Source organism: Limnospira indica PCC 8005, assembly GCF_000973065.1.
Taxonomy (GTDB): domain Bacteria; phylum Cyanobacteriota; class Cyanobacteriia; order Cyanobacteriales; family Microcoleaceae; genus Limnospira; species Limnospira fusiformis.
The window spans coordinates 2,005,293-2,021,613 of record NZ_FO818640.1; the positions used below are offsets into that span (position 1 = coordinate 2,005,293).

At 46.0% G+C, this 16,321-nt stretch carries 14 protein-coding genes and 5 pseudogenes; 9 read left to right on the forward strand and 10 right to left on the reverse strand.

The window, feature by feature from the left end; translation table 11 throughout:
- Window positions 1-3 precede the first annotated feature (3 nt).
- Complete coding sequence (minD, locus tag XZ46_RS08760) at window positions 4-810, reverse strand: septum site-determining protein MinD (protein ID WP_006670760.1); 807 nt, start codon at window positions 808-810, stop codon at window positions 4-6.
- Between minD and XZ46_RS34995 the strand changes: the two genes are divergently transcribed.
- The gene (locus XZ46_RS34995; RefSeq protein WP_162198535.1) at window positions 737-937 is read left to right on the forward strand and encodes a hypothetical protein; all 201 of its coding nucleotides are present in this window, start codon (window positions 737-739) and stop codon (window positions 935-937) included. The genes minD and XZ46_RS34995 overlap by 74 nt on opposite strands.
- On the opposite strand, the gene minC is transcribed toward XZ46_RS34995, so the two are convergent.
- The 5 genes from minC to XZ46_RS08785 form a co-directional block, all read right to left on the reverse strand.
- Window positions 918-1,775: a septum site-determining protein MinC gene (minC, locus tag XZ46_RS08765; RefSeq protein ID WP_006620399.1), complete on the reverse strand. Its 858-nt coding sequence runs from the start codon at window positions 1,773-1,775 to the stop codon at window positions 918-920. The genes XZ46_RS34995 and minC overlap by 20 nt on opposite strands.
- 288 nt (window positions 1,776-2,063) lie before the next feature.
- Complete coding sequence (locus tag XZ46_RS08770) at window positions 2,064-3,791, reverse strand: succinate dehydrogenase/fumarate reductase flavoprotein subunit (RefSeq protein ID WP_006620398.1); 1,728 nt, start codon at window positions 3,789-3,791, stop codon at window positions 2,064-2,066.
- A gap of 108 nt (window positions 3,792-3,899) precedes the next feature.
- Complete coding sequence (locus XZ46_RS08775) at window positions 3,900-4,211, reverse strand: hypothetical protein (protein ID WP_006620397.1); 312 nt, start codon at window positions 4,209-4,211, stop codon at window positions 3,900-3,902.
- A 144-nt stretch (window positions 4,212-4,355) separates the two neighbouring features.
- Window positions 4,356-6,659 carry a penicillin-binding protein 1C gene (gene pbpC, locus XZ46_RS08780; protein ID WP_008049779.1) on the reverse strand — a complete coding sequence of 768 codons (2,304 nt, stop codon included), beginning with the start codon at window positions 6,657-6,659 and terminating at the stop codon, window positions 4,356-4,358.
- A gap of 334 nt (window positions 6,660-6,993) precedes the next feature.
- Window positions 6,994-8,025, reverse strand: coding sequence for an adenosine deaminase (locus tag XZ46_RS08785; protein ID WP_008049781.1), 1,032 nt, complete (start codon window positions 8,023-8,025; stop codon window positions 6,994-6,996).
- 158 nt (window positions 8,026-8,183) lie between these two features.
- On the opposite strand from XZ46_RS08785, the gene XZ46_RS08790 reads away from it, so the two are divergent.
- A complete protein-coding gene (locus XZ46_RS08790; RefSeq protein WP_008049783.1) occupies window positions 8,184-9,500 on the forward strand; it encodes a four-carbon acid sugar kinase family protein in 1,317 nt (438 codons plus the stop codon).
- Window positions 9,501-9,508: 8 nt separating this feature from the next.
- On the opposite strand, the gene rpaA is transcribed toward XZ46_RS08790, so the two are convergent.
- The 3 genes and pseudogenes from rpaA to XZ46_RS32120 form a co-directional block, all read right to left on the reverse strand.
- On the reverse strand, window positions 9,509-10,273 hold the full coding sequence (rpaA, locus tag XZ46_RS08795; RefSeq protein WP_006620392.1) for a two component system response regulator RpaA: 765 nt from the start codon (window positions 10,271-10,273) through the stop codon (window positions 9,509-9,511).
- A 234-nt stretch (window positions 10,274-10,507) separates the two neighbouring features.
- A pseudogene (locus XZ46_RS36410) lies at window positions 10,508-10,783 on the reverse strand (IS1 family transposase); the annotation flags it as partial.
- 19 nt (window positions 10,784-10,802) lie between these two features.
- A pseudogene (locus XZ46_RS32120) lies at window positions 10,803-11,680 on the reverse strand (IS630 family transposase).
- A gap of 50 nt (window positions 11,681-11,730) precedes the next feature.
- Here XZ46_RS32120 and XZ46_RS08810 point away from each other — a divergent pair.
- Window positions 11,731-11,964, forward strand: a complete 234-nt coding sequence (locus XZ46_RS08810) for a hypothetical protein (RefSeq protein ID WP_035759725.1) — start codon at window positions 11,731-11,733, stop codon at window positions 11,962-11,964.
- Between the two features lie 225 nt (window positions 11,965-12,189).
- On the opposite strand, the gene XZ46_RS08815 is transcribed toward XZ46_RS08810, so the two are convergent.
- The gene (locus tag XZ46_RS08815) at window positions 12,190-12,525 is read right to left on the reverse strand and encodes an antibiotic biosynthesis monooxygenase (RefSeq protein ID WP_006615878.1); all 336 of its coding nucleotides are present in this window, start codon (window positions 12,523-12,525) and stop codon (window positions 12,190-12,192) included.
- 655 nt (window positions 12,526-13,180) lie between these two features.
- On the opposite strand from XZ46_RS08815, the pseudogene XZ46_RS36415 reads away from it, so the two are divergent.
- From XZ46_RS36415 to XZ46_RS36420, 6 genes and pseudogenes are all read left to right on the forward strand, one after another.
- Window positions 13,181-13,333: pseudogene (locus XZ46_RS36415) on the forward strand (ISKra4 family transposase); the annotation flags it as partial.
- Window positions 13,334-13,396: 63 nt separating this feature from the next.
- A pseudogene (locus XZ46_RS08830) lies at window positions 13,397-14,272 on the forward strand (IS630 family transposase).
- A 17-nt stretch (window positions 14,273-14,289) separates the two neighbouring features.
- Window positions 14,290-14,589: pseudogene (locus tag XZ46_RS08835) on the forward strand (transposase); the annotation flags it as partial.
- Window positions 14,590-15,110: 521 nt separating this feature from the next.
- Complete coding sequence (gvpA, locus tag XZ46_RS08840) at window positions 15,111-15,329, forward strand: gas vesicle structural protein GvpA (protein WP_006616598.1); 219 nt, start codon at window positions 15,111-15,113, stop codon at window positions 15,327-15,329.
- 229 nt (window positions 15,330-15,558) lie between these two features.
- Window positions 15,559-16,014, forward strand: a complete 456-nt coding sequence (gvpC, locus tag XZ46_RS08845) for a gas vesicle protein GvpC (RefSeq protein WP_228116518.1) — start codon at window positions 15,559-15,561, stop codon at window positions 16,012-16,014.
- Window positions 16,005-16,142: a hypothetical protein gene (locus XZ46_RS36420; RefSeq protein WP_008049827.1), complete on the forward strand. Its 138-nt coding sequence runs from the start codon at window positions 16,005-16,007 to the stop codon at window positions 16,140-16,142. The genes gvpC and XZ46_RS36420 overlap by 10 nt, the downstream gene beginning before the upstream one ends.
- Window positions 16,143-16,321: the final 179 nt, after the last annotated feature.

Genomic DNA, 16,321 nt, shown 5'->3' on the forward strand with positions numbered 1-16,321 from the left:
TTACTACATAATCTTAGACGACAACAGCCTACGCAGTCGCGCAAAAAAACCAGGAGGCGCTGGGTCTAACTCCATAAACGGCACTTTTTCCCCCTCTAGGCGGCGGGCAATATTATTAAAGGCTGTCACCGCCGGAGAAATAGTTTCCGTTAATACCAAAGGTTCACCCTTGTTAGTCGAAACAATTACCTGTTCATCATCGGGAACTACGCCCACCAGTGGAATGGCTAGAATTTCCTCGACATCCTGAACCGACATCATATCATTAGCTTTTACCATCCCCGGTTTAATCCGGTTGATCAGCAGCCGTATCCGCTTGATACCATTCGCCTCCAATAAGCCAATCACACGATCGCCATCTCGCACGGCTGATATTTCCGGTGTCGTTACCACAATAGCCTCACTCGCCGCGGCGATCGCATTTTGGAAACCTTGTTCAATACCCGCCGGACAGTCAATCAAAATATACTCATATTTCGGACTCAACTGGCTGATCAACTCCTTCATTTGTTCCGGCGTTACCGCATCCTTCATCCGATTTTGAGCCGCTGGTAACAATACTAACCGGGGTTGGCGCTTGTCTTTCACTAAAGCCTGTTCCAGACGACACTCCCCTGATAGGACTTCCACCGCCGTATATACAATGCGGTTTTCCAGTCCCAGCAGCAAGTCTAAATTTCTCAAACCAAAGTCAGCATCAATCACCACAACTGAGTGTCCTCGTTGGGCGAGAGCCATGCCAAGATTGGCTGTAGAGGTAGTTTTTCCGACTCCTCCCTTTCCAGAGGTTACAACTATAATGCGACTCATGGGGGTTCTTAGTTGGTTAACAGTTATTAATATTAACGATCGCTACATGGGCAATAAATGCGATCGGATGATAGCAGATTCCCTAGCCATATCCAACAGCAATAGTATTACAGGCTGTCATCACTAGGGGCTTTGCTGATTTGCCAGAGTTTCACTCGCCCCATTTCCGTAGCCCGGCTAATACGGATGCCTTTCGCCGTCATATAAGCTACTTCCGGGTAAAATTCCTCCGGCGGGTTTTCTGGACCCCGCGCCACCTGATCCCCTATGCGGATCAGCATCGGTTCCATTTGCAAGGCCATAATCATGGTTTGCAGGTTTCCGTTAGCCCCAGCATGGACGGTTCCCCGCAAACGACCCCAAATGATTATATCCCCATTAGCAACTATGGAACTACCTGGGTTAACATCTCCCAAAACTACCACCGTCCCCGGATGACGTATTTCTACCCCCGATCGCAAAGTCATCTTTAAGTATAGGGGTTCAGCCTCTACGGTAGTCCTTTCCCTTTCCTTTTGGTTTAAATGGTCGCGATCCGATTCGCGATCGACTGAATATCCCGCCGTCGCCGCCGCTACCGCTGTTTGCGCCCTACCTGTTCTTACCCGCTTTAGCTCTAATTTCGCCGATGTCAGGATATCTCTAATATCCTGCAATTGACGACTATCTAACAGCCTATTTGGGCTGACCAGATGCACTTCTAGCCCCTCTTCCCAGCTATGTTCCTCCCCTGTGATCCGATGTTTCATCACCTGCAACAAATCCCCCCAACTACTACTGTTGGAGTTCTCAGAGCGATCGCCTTCCTCTGGTAAAATCAGCAGTAAATTCTCACCCTCCCGTTTAAACCGGATTTGGGAATTACCATCACTCTGCCCAAATCCCTTTGCCGTTTCTTCGGCGGTTTCTTCGGCGGTTTCTTCGGCGGTTTCTTCGGCGGTTTCTTCTAAGTTTTCTTCAGACATAATAATTGGTTAAGCACATTCTTCACCGGGAACTGTTTACCCGAAATCATCACCAATCACTCACTTTCCACTATCCCATCCCAAATGTCAAGATTTCAGAAACCCGGTTTCTGGGAAGTCAGCTTGTGTTCACAGTGGCGGGTGTATTAATCTTTTCCGTGGGAGGCGAGGTATACCGGAACCCCGTAGGCGATCGCCTTTCCCTGACCGATATCTTGAATTATCAATTAAATTTTCTCCCCTGTAAAAGTCTTCTTTGGTCACAGGGGAGATGATAATTTGAGTGATTTAATACTTGCGTTCCTGGGGTTCAAACATAGTAATAGCCACAGGACGATAAGCCAAATCAATGCCAGCCTGGGAATAGTAAGCAAGAGTATGCTTGAGGAAATTCTGGTCATCGCGGGTAGTATAATCCTCGCGACTGTGAGCGCCCCGACTCTCGCGACGGTTGAGGGCAGAAGTCAAAATCATCTCACCCACAATCATAATATTCCGTAATTCCAAGGCTTCAATAACTTCTGTATTCCACAATTTACCCCGGTCATCCAAATAAATATTTTGGTAACGTTCACGGCATATCTGAAGCTGATTTAAGCCCTCCTGCATGACATCTTCAGTGCGAAAAACTCCACAATGCAAAGTCATAGCATCCTGAAATTCTTGTCGAAGTTGACCAATGCGACAGTCCCCGGACTTATCCAGTAATTCCTGTACCTGATTTTTAGCTTCTTGGAGGTAGTGCGACTCGTTGACATTTGGCAATTTACGGTTTTGTACAAATTGTGCGATCGCCGCCCCCGTCCGCTTCCCATAAACCACACACTCCAACAGAGAATTACTACCCAAACGGTTAGCCCCATGGACAGACACACAAGCCGCCTCACCCGCAGCAAATAACCCATCTACCAAACTATCAGCACTAGCGAGAACCCGACCATCAGTATTAGTGGGAATACCCCCCATAGAATAGTGAACCGTAGGACGCACAGGCATAGGTTCAACCACCGCATCAACCCCCACCAAACGATGGGCTTCTTCCCAACAGAAAGGAATGCGACTCATAATTTTTTCCCGCCCCATGTGTCGCAAGTCCAGATACACAAACGGGCCGCCCGCAGTGCCATCACGATTAATACCCCGTCCGGCACGAATTTCTAACGTAATTGCCCTAGAAGTAATATCACGGGGGGCTAACTCCATTTTACCGGGGGCGTAATTTTTCATAAAGCGATCGCCCTCACTATTAATCAAATAAGCCCCTTCACCGCGTACCGCCTCAGAAATTAACACACCCACCGGATAAAGGCCTGTCGGGTGAAACTGGACAAACTCCATATCCTGTAACGGTATCCCCGCCAAAGCCGACATAGCCAAGCCATCCCCCGTAGAGGCAAAATCATTAGAAGTAGTGTTAAAAGCCCGACCATAGCCACCCGTAGCGAACATCACCGCTTTAGCCCTAGCCACTTGGATAGTACCATCGAGGATATTATACATCACCACACCTTTCGCTTCCCCTTCTTCCAGAATCAGGCGCATTACATACCACTCATCATAGATATGCACACCGTAGCGACGCAGGTTATTAACTAACTCGTGGAGGATAGCGTGTCCAGTTTTATCAGCCGCGTAGCAAGTGCGGCGGTGGGTATGACCTCCAAAAGCCCGTTGGGCGATACGACCGTCCGGGAGGCGCGAAAACAAAACCCCCATGTGTTCCAGGTCAATAATTACATCTGGGGCCTCTTTCGCCAGAATTTCCACAGCGTCTTGGTCTGCTAGGTAGTCTGACCCTTTCACCGTATCAAAGGCGTGGGCTTCCCAGGTATCTTCAGGGTCAACATTATTGAGAGTCGCCGCGATACCTCCTTGGGCTGCTACAGAGTGAGACCTAATGGGGTGCGTTTTAGCTATAACAGCAATATTTAGGCTGGGGTCAGTCCGGGCTATCTCAACGGCCGCGCGACTTCCCGCTAAACCACCACCAACGATAATTACATCATGTTCTAGCATAGTTCTCTAGTTTGTTCGATATTTGCACATATTCCATAGTTAAACAAAAAAAAACCTCCCTGCCAAAAGGCAAGGAAGTCTTTAGGGTTGACTGACTGCTATGGTGTCTTAACTGGTAGCTTGCGCTGGCTGTTCAGATCCCTTAATTTCCTGATCTGTTGCTGTTTCTGAGTTGATGTCTGTGGGCATGACTTCGATATGGTTTAACAAGGTGGTAACGAAGGCAAACAGCAGAAACGGCAGCGATAGCACTACAATCAGTCCTAGCATGGTGAGGGCAAAAATTTGCTGAGAACTACTCCACAAGGCTAGGGAGGAGGCTAGGGCGATGAAAATGACGATCAGCCAAATCATGATTTGACCGTAAATGTCGCCATAGGTAAGGGTACAGTTGATCCGGTATTTCTTTAACTTTTCCATCTCAGTTAATCTCGTGACTTATAAAATTCTAGGCTAAGGCTAAGATGAGGTTTTGGAACATTTCTCAATATTTTCACAAAAGTTGTAATTAAACTTTACATTCCCTCGGCTGGCTTCGGTTTGGGGTCTGTCCCGCAGCCCCTGTCAATCTTCACCTATGGAAAAACCCCGCCGATACGGTTTGACTTCGGCTTCCCTCACTTGAAAATTAATGCGATCGCTCATATTTTCACGGGTGACTACTTTCAGGGTAAAATCTCCGATTTCTGGCTGCCAAAATATTGATTTGCTGGTGGTTGTGGCTATCTTATTATCATTAATAAACCATTGGATTTCTTGATTGTCAACTCCCGCAACTTTCAACTCTAGGGGCGAATCATGACCCGCAGTGACCAGGAAATAATCATTATTTTGAGGTAAAACAATCCTCAGTTTTCCTGAACTTAAATGAGGCGATTCCTGTTGCGATAACCACTCATTATATGCGGCGGGTAACTCCCCCGTCACAGACAGGTTATCATAATCCTTAATATCCTCTGGATAGAAATATTCTAACACAATCCCTGAGCCACAATCATCAGTGGGTTTCCATCCCGTATGGCTACAAATCGGCAATTCAAATAATCCCTCTGGCGGCGGGAAATTATCCGGTTTTTTGTTTCTATGAAGATACATCATAATCTGATTCCATAACGGCGCAGCCCCCATGACACCCGAAATATTTTGCATCGGCTGAGAGTCGAAATTTCCCACCCAAGTTGCGACGGTGTAATCAGTAGTAAATCCCACCGTCCAAGTATCTCGATAATCAGAAGAAGTCCCTGTTTTTACGGCTACCGGAAAGGGTAAATTTAACACGGAATCAACTCCAAAGGCTGTAGCCCTAGCATGGGAGTCCGCCAGCATATTTACAATTAATTCCCAACTGGTGGCTGTGTCTATTTGCATACATTTCTGTTTACACGGGGGCGCAATTTCTGGTATAATTGTAGTCACCAGTGGCGTGAACTTTCCCCGGTTCGCAAAAGTTAAATAAGCCTGGGCTAATTCCCAAAGACTCACCTCGCCACTACCTAAACTTAACCCAAGTCCATAATGTTCCGGTTCTCGGTCAAGGTGGGTAAAACCTAGTTGATGTAAACGTGATAAAAACTCACCTACACCGACTTTTTCTAAAACTCGCACAGCCGGAATATTTAAGGAATTACCTAACGCAATTCGTACCCGCACAGGTCCTAAAAAGGTTTCACTATAATCAACGGGTGCATACAGTTTAGCACCGGGAATAGGGTAATATGTGGGTACGTCTGGGAGTATGGTATTCGGTCGGATAATTCCTTGGGCGATCGCTAATTGATATAAAAATGGTTTCAGGGTTGAACCCGGCTGTCGCCAGGCTTGCACTCCATCATTTGAACCTAAATTTTGCCAGTTAAAATAATCAGGAGAACCTACATACGCTAAAACTTCCCCCGTATGATTATTAATCACTATAGCCGCCCCATGATTAACATTTTGACCCCCTAAAGCCGTCACGACATGACGGACTTGGGTTTCTACAAATTGCTGGAGAGTCCGGTCTAAGGTGGTCTGTATTTTGGGGCTGGTAATTTCTGCTTTTGACAGTTGACTAGCTACCCAAAATAAAAAATGAGGCGCGGCGATAATACCCTGTTCCCGAGGTGCAATTCTCAGAGTTTCTCGATAGGCGCGATCGCTTTTTTCTGGGGTTATATACCCATCTTCTACCATGCGATCTAAAACATATTTTTGCCGCTGTTTCAGTCCCTCCCAATTGAAATAAGGATTTAGATCCGTTGGGTCGTTGGGAAGTCCCGCTAATACACTCGCTTGCGATAAACTTAGGTCAGAAGCACCTATACCAAAATAAGTCCGCGCCGCCGCTTCCACACCATACAGGTTACCACCCATAGGAATACGGTTAATATAAGCTGCTAGAATTTCGTCTCGGTTCATTCCAGCAAATAGTCGCCAAGATAACCAAATTTCTCTGATTTTGTGCGGGAGAGTATTGGGTGAGGGTTCTAACATTCGCGCTAGTTGCATGGTAATAGTAGACGCGCCACTAACTATCTCTCTGGCTTGTATGGCTTCCATGACCGCCCTCACGATCGCTATTATATCTACAGCACCATGTTGATAATATCGCTTATCTTCTGCTGCAATAATGGCTTGGATAAAATACGGGGAAACTTCCTTTAAGGGGACTACAGCCGTATGACTTTGGTCTTGGCTGAGAATTGTTCCTAATGCTAAACCTTGGCGATCGCTAAATTCCATCGATACCGAATTTTGACGGATATCTTTCGCCCTAATTGGTATTGAATAAGGAATGCTTCTAATTAACACCACTAGCAGCAACATCACTGCTACAACTTTCACACACCTACTACGCCGCAGAATACCCACATCTGGCCATTTTAACATTCTCTTTGTCCCCTTCCTTCAACAACTCTATTTATCCATATTCATTCATGCGATCGCCTAATCTTCACCCCGTGTTGATTTATTATTCAATTTTTAAAAAATTGTTCCGACAAATTAGCGCCAACAGGTTGACAAGCACCCAGAACTAATGATATTATCTTGACATACTTTTAAATAATCGACTTTTTGCTTAAATAAAAATTTAACAAATATTCCCATTATCTAAAATGATAGCACAAACTTCACCAAAAAACCACCGCCCCCTCCAGAAAAAATTGTTCGCAACATTTATTAACTTTTCGTTACAAAAGTTAACATAACCTTCTATAGATAATTAACAGGGGAACCCGCCGCCACAATTACCACAATTATATAGATTATTATCGATGTCGGCTAAATACTTATCTTTTTCGGCTTGACTGAGAAAGGAAGCGATAAAAGAATTTTTCGCCAACTGTATCAGTTGAGAATTAGTGAAATGCAAAGCATCTTGAACAGCGAGATAATTTTCGTTAATATATCCCCCGAAGTAAGCGGGGTCGTCCGAATTAATAGTAACACATAAACCCAACTCAAGCAATTTTTTAATATTATGGAATTTTATGTCAGGAAAGACCCTCAAATTAACATTAGACAAAGGGCAGACAGTTAAGGGGATTTGTTGCTGTACCAAATAAGCAACCAATTCCGGGTCTTCTGTACAGCGGACACCGTGATCAATCCGGGATACCTGTAAGAGATTAATGGCTTCCCAAATATAATCAGCGCCGGCTTCTTCTCCCCCATGGGCGACAGTTAAAAACCCCTCAGATTTGGCTTTATCAAATACCTGTTTAAATTTACTAGGAGGATTGTGCAATTCCGCCGAATCTAAACCGACAGCCATAATGCCATCTTGATAAGGTAAGGCTTGTTCAAGGGTATTCATGGCAGCTTCTGCGCTTAAATCTCGGAGGAAACAAAGAATCAAGTGGGAGGAGATATTTAGATAGGTTTTGGCATCTTGTAGGGCGGAGTGTATCCCCTGGTAGACAACGGAGAAATCAATACCGCGATCGCTATGAGTTTGGGGGTCAAAAAAGATTTCCGTGTGGCGGACATTCTGCTGAACGCATTTTTGTAAATAAGCCCAGGTTAAATCATAAAAATCCTGGTCAGTGCGGAGAACATTAGCGCCCTGATAATATAAATCCAGAAAGGATTGTAAATTGGAGAAATGATAGGATTGTTGCACATCCGCCACTGACGCGAAAGATAAAGATAGATGGTTTCTTTGAGCGAGGTCAAACATCATCTGTGGTTCTAAAGTCCCTTCGATGTGAAGATGTAGTTCGGCTTTGGGAAGACTATAAATCAACTGATTCATCTGGCGATCATCCTACAACCTGTTGACTGTCAATGATAACTGGAAAGCCATTAACAAATTTGTATGGGCTGTAGATTCAAGTTACCATTAATGGTAAGGTGGTCAGAGAGTCCTACGGTCTGACTCAATCTTTCTCTTGTTACTTCCACACTAAAGCAATGGCACCTAAAATTATAGTTCTGGATGATGACCCCACCGGTTCCCAAACGGTTCATAGTTGTCTGTTATTGACACAATGGGACGTAGAAACCTTACGGCTGGGACTTAGTGACCAGTCTCCGATATTCTTTATCTTAACTAATACCAGAGCATTAACCCCAGAAGCAGCAGCCACAGTTACACGAGAAGTTACCCATAATCTGAAAATAGCGATCGCCGCCGAGTCTATCGAAGACTTTTTAGTGGTGAGTCGGTCTGACTCCACCCTACGGGGTCACTACCCCATAGAAACCGATGTGATCGCCGAAGAATTAGGCCCCTTTGACGCTCATTTTTTAGTTCCCGCTTTCTTTGAAGGGGGACGGATAACCAGAGGGGGAACCCACTACCTGAAAATAGACGGCGTTGATACCCCTGTACACCAAACGGAATTTGCTCGCGATTCAGTATTCAGCTACCATTATTCCTACCTACCCGATTATGTAGAGGAAAAGACCCAAGGACGCATTAAAGCCGAAGCTGTGCAACTTTTCACATTGGGGGACATTCGCAACGGGACCCTAGACCGACTGATGCAACTCAGTGATAACCAATGTGTGGGAGTTGACGGGGAAACCCAAAGCGACCTAGACCAATTCGCCTCGGATATCCTAGCCGCCGCCAGTAAGGGAAAACGTTTCTTATTCCGCAGCGCCGCCAGTATCCTCACCTCCCTAGCCTCCCTGGGTCCCCAACCATTACCACCGGAGTCTATGGGGAAATATACCCGAAATAATCAACCGGGAGTGGTGTTGATGGGTTCCCATGTGAAAAAATCTACCCAACAGCTTGAACAGTTATTGAAAGAACCAGATATCGTGGGGGTTGAGGTAGATGTGTCTCACCTGTTAGATGATAGTCCCTCCCTACGTCAAGAGTTACTCAGCCAAATTAGCGATCGCATTGCTCAAATCCATAAACAGGGTCAAACCCCTGTAGTGTACACCTCTCGCCAAGAAATCACCTTTGACAATACCCAAGTCCGGTTAGAATTTGGGGCGGCGGTTTCAGATTTGTTAATGGATATTGTCCGGGGTTTACCAAAAGATATTGGATTTTTGATTAGCAAGGGAGGCATCACCTCCAATGATGTCCTTAGTAAAGGTCTAAGCCTCCCCACCGCGCGACTCTTGGGACAGGTTATGGCTGGTTGTTCAATGGTGAAAACCCCCGCATCACATACCCAATTCCCTAATCTTCCCGTTGTCCTGTTTCCAGGTAATGTGGGTGATGCTAACGGGTTAGTCACTGTCTATCAACGACTCAAAAACCATTGATTGAGGTGCTACACCTGATCAGATACATCAGATAGATCAGTCTCTCCCACCTCTGATGAGTTTTTGCCGTTACCTGCTGGAAGTTCCAAACAGTAACCAGCACCATAAACGGTTTTGATGTAGCGAGGATGACGTGGATCGGGTTCCATTTTGGTGCGTAAATGGCGAATATGAACCCGGATAGTTTCGATATCATCGTCCGGGTCATAGCCCCAAACTTCCTTGAGAATTTCACTGGGGGCTACGGTTTGACCGTGACGTTGTAGCAAACAGTGCAGTAACTCAAATTCTAGGTGAGTTAGTTTGACTGTCTGATCAAACCAGATCGCCTCGAACCTTTCGGGAACTAGGGTAAGAACTCCATAACTGAGGATCTCGCTGTGTTTAGCCGCTTGCGGAATGCGATCGGTGCGTCGCAATAGCGCGCGGACACGAGCCAGCATTTCTTCGAGTTCAAAGGGTTTAGTTAAATAATCATCAGCCCCTGCGTTAAAGCCTTCGACTTTATCTTGGGTTTGTCCCAAGGCTGTCAACATCAAAACCGGGATATCTCCGGTGCGTTCATCTCGGCGTAGACGCTGACAGACGGTGAACCCATCGACTTTGGGCAGCATTAGGTCTAAAATAATCAGGTCGGGCAGTAGTTGCAGCGCTAGTGCTTGTCCTACTATACCATCAGGGGCTAGGGTGACTTCATAACCAGCCATCTCTAGGTTAATCGCCACCAGCTCTGCGATCGCGGGATCATCATCAATCACTAAAATTCGGGGCATTGTCCAAAACTCTGTCTAAAGGTTTTCAGCTTTAACCGCCTATAGGGACTAATCCTTCCCTTCCAGGGAGGCTATGCGAACAGCAAAACTGCCTATATATTCTACCATATATGGGTATTTCACACCTCCCGCTTGAGTTTGATTGACTAGGGCCAGCCCTAAACACTATAAATGCTAAAAAACGTACAGAAATTTGATGTGAACTGCTAGTTTATTATTGATGGTACTGGTCACTTAAGGTGGCAAGTCTCGAAAGCTCCTCAGAGAAAGCATTGGGCCAACACTCACCGCTCGTGAGGCGAAACCGAGCGCCATGGCAGGAGTCTCCCAACTCGACCATCGCGGTCTAACCAAATTATGGATTAAACGCTGTACCGAGAGTGCTCGATCGAGTCCTGATGGCGTTTTGGCGTAGAGATTTTGTCGGCGCCGAAAGGCACTACAACGACGACGTCAGGCAGCATTGTGTGCTTCACAGTGGTTGCCATGGACTTCGCTCTCGGCACTGATATAGCACTAGTCAATGCGGTTAGGACGCAGCCTTGAGAACGGAATCCATGGCATCATGGAGAGAATCAAACTGCTCACGTGCAGTGGCGAATACGGGCTTTCAGCCACGACCAACATTTCTCTATCTTGTTGAGGTCTGGCGAATAAGGCGGAAGATAGAGTAAACGGCATTGAGCTGCCTCCACCAGTTCAGCAATCCGTCCCCCTTTATGAAACGTTGCATTGTCCAATACTAGAGTCTGACCTGGCTTCAATGTTGGAATTAAGATGAACTCCAACCACAACTCAAACACTGTCCGATTACAACAACCCTCAAAGGTAAAGGGGGCTAAGAGTTGTTGATGACACCATGCCACAATCATGCTCACCCTGCCCTGCCTCTTCCCGGATTTGAGGGCATGGAAGCGTTGTCCTTCCTCGCAGTAACCATAAGGGTAATCCGAGTCCTGACTATTCATGCCGGCTTCATCGAGGTAGACCACTTCTTCCGGCTCCATCTGTTCAATCTGAGCCATAAACTCCTCTCGCTGTTGCTCATCACGTTCTTGGTAGCCGTAAGTTTTTTTTTCTGGTGAAGCCAATTTTCTTCAAGGCTCTGGATATGGTGCGAGGAGAGATGTCGTCATCCCAAAGTTCAGCCATTTGAGCTGCTGTTTTGTGGCCATGCTCTTGGGCAAAAGCCTTGAATTTTTGCCAGTCGGTAATTTTGTGGTTATTGCCAGGTCGGTGATGAGGTTTAGGGAGGAAGTCTCCGGTCTGTGCTTTTCTTTGCAGCCAGAGATTAATGGTGTTCCTGCTGACATGGAAAACTTGACTGGCTTCTGTTTTGGGCATACCGTCTAGTTCAATGGCATCAATAACTTTTTGTCTGAGGTCGTAACTATAGGGGGCTGGCATTTTTGGTCTTCTTAGTCATCTCGTCCTCTCCATTATACGTCCTAACTTTCCTGTCTGGTGCTATATTACCTGAGATAGTCAAACTGGGAACTGATGGCATTACCGTTTTTTTAGTCTGGCAGTTAATGAAGCAAAATCAGAAACTGATATCAGAGGTTAACTCCAGAGACAACGAATTAATGAAGCTGATTTACACAATCCTAAATCAATATAGGCAGTACCCAACAGGATTAAGCGATCGCACTAGCCGAATTAACCATCCTAGGGAAAAAGCCAAGGAGTAATTAATCAGACTGACCCAATGGAGGACAACCTACTGGGAAGATGGACAAAATAAGTACAAATTCCCAGCTAGGGCAAAAAAGCGATCGCATTAAGTCCCTTGACACCAATCTGGACTTCTACAATTCCAAGACAACGGTAAACGCTTCTGTTTAACTCAACTCGACCAGGGTGATGATTAATCAAGGTTCATTATCTGCTTTTGAGTTACCAGCCCCAAGTTTTGATTAAACTAGAGATTCGGCGGCGGCACGAATTTCGCTGCGAACTTCGTAGAATGAAGTAGTCGGGGCTTTGGCGAATAGGGGTGTCATTTGATCTAGCAAAGCCTGATATGCTTCACTTTGATTGGCTTCCATGTCTTGGATATTTTCCCAGAAGATAATGGCAATACCACGATCAGTTCCCGGTTCCTGTAGCAAATAAGACCCTTTGAACCCGGTACTGTAGGTTGAAACTGCTTGTTCAAACAGTTCTCGGGCTTCTTCAAATTTACCAGGCTTAAACTCCCCGATCGCAATATAGGCGTGTTTGTGTTTCAGAAAATCAAAAAATTCGGACATAACTAACCACCGGTTATGAGTTGAGAACATTGGACTCCTGGTGCTAGACCAACCGATACATTTTGGCTAACCAACATTCACAAATGCCAGATGCTGAGGTACTTTACGCGCTCTATAGGAAACAAGTCTTGACACCCCCTCTTTTCCGCCACACGGAGAGGAACTGAGCCCAAAACCCATATTAACCCATATAGGTCAATTTTTATCAATTATTCGCTGTTAATTTCCCCTTAATTATCTATACAGCCTTTACCCAAAACACAAAGTACAGTATAATGTATGGGTAGAGTCGAGAATGGAGTCGCCCCCATCCCCTCCCTTTCCCAACCGTACTTGAGACTTTCGCCTCATACGGCTCCTGATGTGGTTGCCCAATTGTTATTGGTATAGTGTTGATTTCACCGCTTGGTCCTTCTTCGTTCAGAGCTATATGCACCACGTAGTCTTTCAACTCGCTCTCGCCGTAAAACTCCTACTTATTGCCGGATTTACATCTACACCGTGGCACGTCTGGTAGGGGTCGAGAATGGAGTCGCCTCCATCCCCTCCCATTCAAAGGGTGCATCTCAGTTAAGAAATGAGTAATTGTACTTAGTGCAACCTTCACCCACAGCCCTACATAATGAGCGAAGCACCACTCACCCTCCCTCTACTCATGGATTCTCAGAAACCAGCTCAACTCCAGCAACACCTTGACGCGATTGCGGCCATTCTCTACAGCGAAGCTAACCCTACTGAACTGACCACCCTTGAAGCCAATGAGAAGAGTGTTCGTGCTCTTACTCAAGAACACGTCTTGCCTCAACTATAGCATAAGACAGGAAAGTTAGGACGTATAATGGAGAGGACGAGATGACTAAGAAGACCAAAAATGCCAGCCCCCTACAGTTACGACCTTAGACAAAAAGTTATCAATGCAATTGAACTATACGGTATGTCCAAAACCAAAGCCAGTCAATTTTTCCATCTCAGCCGGAACACTATCAATCTCTGGCTCCAAAGAAAAGAACACACCGGAGACTTCCTCCCTAAACCTAATCGCCCACCTGGTCATAACCACAAAATTACCGACTGGCACAAATTCAAGGCTTTTGCCTAAGAGCATGGCCACAAAACCTCCGCTCAAATGGCTGAACTTTGGGATGACGACATCTCTCCTCGCACCATATCCAGAGCCTTGAAGAAAATTGGCTTCACCAGAAAAAAAACTTACGGCTACCAAGAACGTTGGAAGCAACAGCGAGAGGAGTTGATTGCTCAGATTGAACAGATGGAGCCGGAAGGGTTGGTTTACCTCGATGAAGCTGGCATGAATAGTCAAGACTCGGATTATCCTTATGGTTACTGCGAGGAAGGACAACGCTTCCATGCCCTCAAATCAGGGAAGAGGCAGGGCAGGGTGAGCTATATGGCCCCATGGTGTGATCAACAACTCTTAGCCCCCTTTAGCTTTGGGGGTTGTTGTAATCGGACAGTGTTTGAGTTGTGGTTGGAGTTCATCTTAATTCCAACACTGAAGCCAGGTCAGACTCTAGTGCTAGACAATGCAACGTTTCATAAAGGGGGGCGGATTGCTGAACTGGTGGAGGCAGCTCAATGCCGTTTACTCTATCTTCCGCCTTATTCGCCAGACCTCAACAAGATAGAGAAATGTTGGTCGTGGCTGAAAGCCCGTATTCGCCACGGTATTGAGCAGTTTGATTCTCTCCATGATGCCATGGATTCCGTTCTCCAATCTGCGTCCTAACCACCTTGACTAATGCTATAGGTCCAAATCAACACATTATGTTAGTGGTTGACCAAGCCGGATGGCATATCAGTAAGAATCTGAAAGTACCCGAAGGACTGCATTTAATGTTTCTACCGTCCCATTCCCCGGAACTGCAACCGGCGGAAAGACTGTGGCCTCTGGTAGATGAACCCATTGCCAATCGCTCATTTGAGAATCTTGAGCAGCTAGAGGAACTCTTGTGTGCTAGCTGCCGAAGTTTGTGGGAACAGCGCGAATTAATTCGAGGCTTGATGAGTTTTCATTGGTGGCCTCAAATCGAGACTTCACTATAATTGATTATCCGGACTTGATATGACGCACCCTACGAGCCGTGTGAGGTGAAAGTCTCAAGCACGGTTTTGAAGGGGAGGGGGAGAAGGTGACTTCTCTCTCGACCCCTAATAATTATTACCAAAATGCTTGACATTATACCCAAGTACTGATAGACTCCAAACCGTTGTCGTAGGATGATGCCCCATAGCTGTTTAAGGGTGGACGTGAAGTACATAGCCTGTATATCTTGGTTTTAAAAAGGCGATTTGTACGTGACAATAGTCCTCTTTGAACAGAATGTTGGAGGCTTTGAGAGATACCTTCACCAATGGCATGATTGCCTCGCTATTGATTGTATCATACTCAGAAGCTTCGGGCTATTGCCACATTCTTGACGGTTAAATCTGTCTGGATTCTGTATGACGGAGGATAACAGGACTTCCCTGGTAGCCTGGTCAACAGTAATACTAGCAACAATCTACCATCACAGCCTGGCTGGACGGTGGGGGTGTCAATATGAAAATTAAGAGGTAATTGACTCATGGCAGTTGAAAAAGTAAACTCATCTTCGAGCTTGGCTGAGGTTATTGATCGTATCCTAGATAAAGGGATTGTAATTGATGCCTGGGTTCGTGTTTCCTTAGTGGGCATAGAACTGTTATCGGTAGAAGCAAGGGTTGTGATTGCATCTGTGGAAACTTACCTCAAATATGCAGAAGCTGTGGGTCTAACGGCTCAAGCTGCTGTTCCTTCTGTATAAAGGGTTTCACAGTTAACTAGCGGTCGGACATCTGATTCTGTCTTCTGATTAAGTCCATCTAGCTACAGCCTGAATCTGAGTCGGAAAGCCAATGCCTGAGTTTCAGGGGGCTATATGATTCTCTAGGGAAGACCCTAAAGTAAGGCTGACAGGAAAGACTACAGAAAACCACAGAAAACCATAGATGTCCGATGCTTAACCACCAACTGGGGGGATATCCTTAAGTACTATGGCGTTACAGGATGATTGGCAACAAAGCCACCTAGAGCGTCGCCAGGTTTTGGCTGAAAGCCAAAAACAGATTTGGGCGACGATCGGTTTATGGCAACGAGAACGATACAGCCAGGCGATCACTCAAAAACAAGATCGACAGGCTTTTGTATCTCAATTAAAACAAGAAAATCAAGCCTTTTTGGCAGACGCTCATAATAACCATCGTCAGCAAGCAGAACAACTAGCTGAGGATTTAAAAGAGTTTGTGCGATCGCTTCAGAAAGAAACTGCTACCTTTCTGGAGGAGAGCGCCCAGTCCCGAGCCGAAAAAGCTGAGGAATTAGCGCAGGAGTTACGGGATTTTCGGGCGGAACTTCGAGATACGGTTGCTCAATGGCAACAGCAGTGGCAACAACAGAAGCAGGAAAGAGCTGCCGGTCGCCGAAAACTCGCCCAGCAGGTATGGCAATAGTTCAATATGATCTGATCCGCACCATTATGGCTGAAAACTTGCTACAGCCAATCCAAGAGGCGAAAGCCGAACGCCTAGCAGGTATTCAGTCCATGTTTGAGGATATGGGTAAGTTTCGGATGCAATGACGAGAGTATCGTCGGGAACGGGAAAAGTCGGTTTGGGGTGGTGAAAGGGTGAAATCGACCCCAGCAACGCCTTAGAAGGCGAAGGCTAGTCAAACCCTAATAATTATTACCAAAATGCTTGACATTATACCCAAGTACTGATAGACTCCAAACCGTTGTCGTAGGATGATGCTCCATAG

Bases quoted from the DNA above. Each gene is read 5' to 3' on its own strand.
- minC (WP_006620399.1), bottom strand. From the start codon at position 1,775: ATGTCTGAAGAAAACTTAGAAGAAACCGCCGAAGAAACCGCCGAAGAA.
- gvpA (WP_006616598.1), top strand. From the start codon at position 15,111: ATGGCAGTTGAAAAAGTAAACTCATCTTCGAGCTTGGCTGAGGTTATT.
- XZ46_RS34995 (WP_162198535.1), top strand. From the start codon at position 737: ATGCCAAGATTGGCTGTAGAGGTAGTTTTTCCGACTCCTCCCTTTCCA.
- XZ46_RS08770 (WP_006620398.1), bottom strand. From the start codon at position 3,791: ATGCTAGAACATGATGTAATTATCGTTGGTGGTGGTTTAGCGGGAAGT.
- minD (WP_006670760.1), bottom strand. From the start codon at position 810: ATGAGTCGCATTATAGTTGTAACCTCTGGAAAGGGAGGAGTCGGAAAA.
- XZ46_RS08775 (WP_006620397.1), bottom strand. From the start codon at position 4,211: ATGGAAAAGTTAAAGAAATACCGGATCAACTGTACCCTTACCTATGGC.
- pbpC (WP_008049779.1), bottom strand. From the start codon at position 6,659: ATGTTAAAATGGCCAGATGTGGGTATTCTGCGGCGTAGTAGGTGTGTG.
- rpaA (WP_006620392.1), bottom strand. From the start codon at position 10,273: ATGCCCCGAATTTTAGTGATTGATGATGATCCCGCGATCGCAGAGCTG.
- gvpC (WP_228116518.1), top strand. From the start codon at position 15,559: ATGGCGTTACAGGATGATTGGCAACAAAGCCACCTAGAGCGTCGCCAG.
- XZ46_RS08815 (WP_006615878.1), bottom strand. From the start codon at position 12,525: ATGTCCGAATTTTTTGATTTTCTGAAACACAAACACGCCTATATTGCG.
- XZ46_RS08785 (WP_008049781.1), bottom strand. From the start codon at position 8,025: ATGAATCAGTTGATTTATAGTCTTCCCAAAGCCGAACTACATCTTCAC.
- XZ46_RS08790 (WP_008049783.1), top strand. From the start codon at position 8,184: ATGGCACCTAAAATTATAGTTCTGGATGATGACCCCACCGGTTCCCAA.
- XZ46_RS36420 (WP_008049827.1), top strand. From the start codon at position 16,005: ATGGCAATAGTTCAATATGATCTGATCCGCACCATTATGGCTGAAAAC.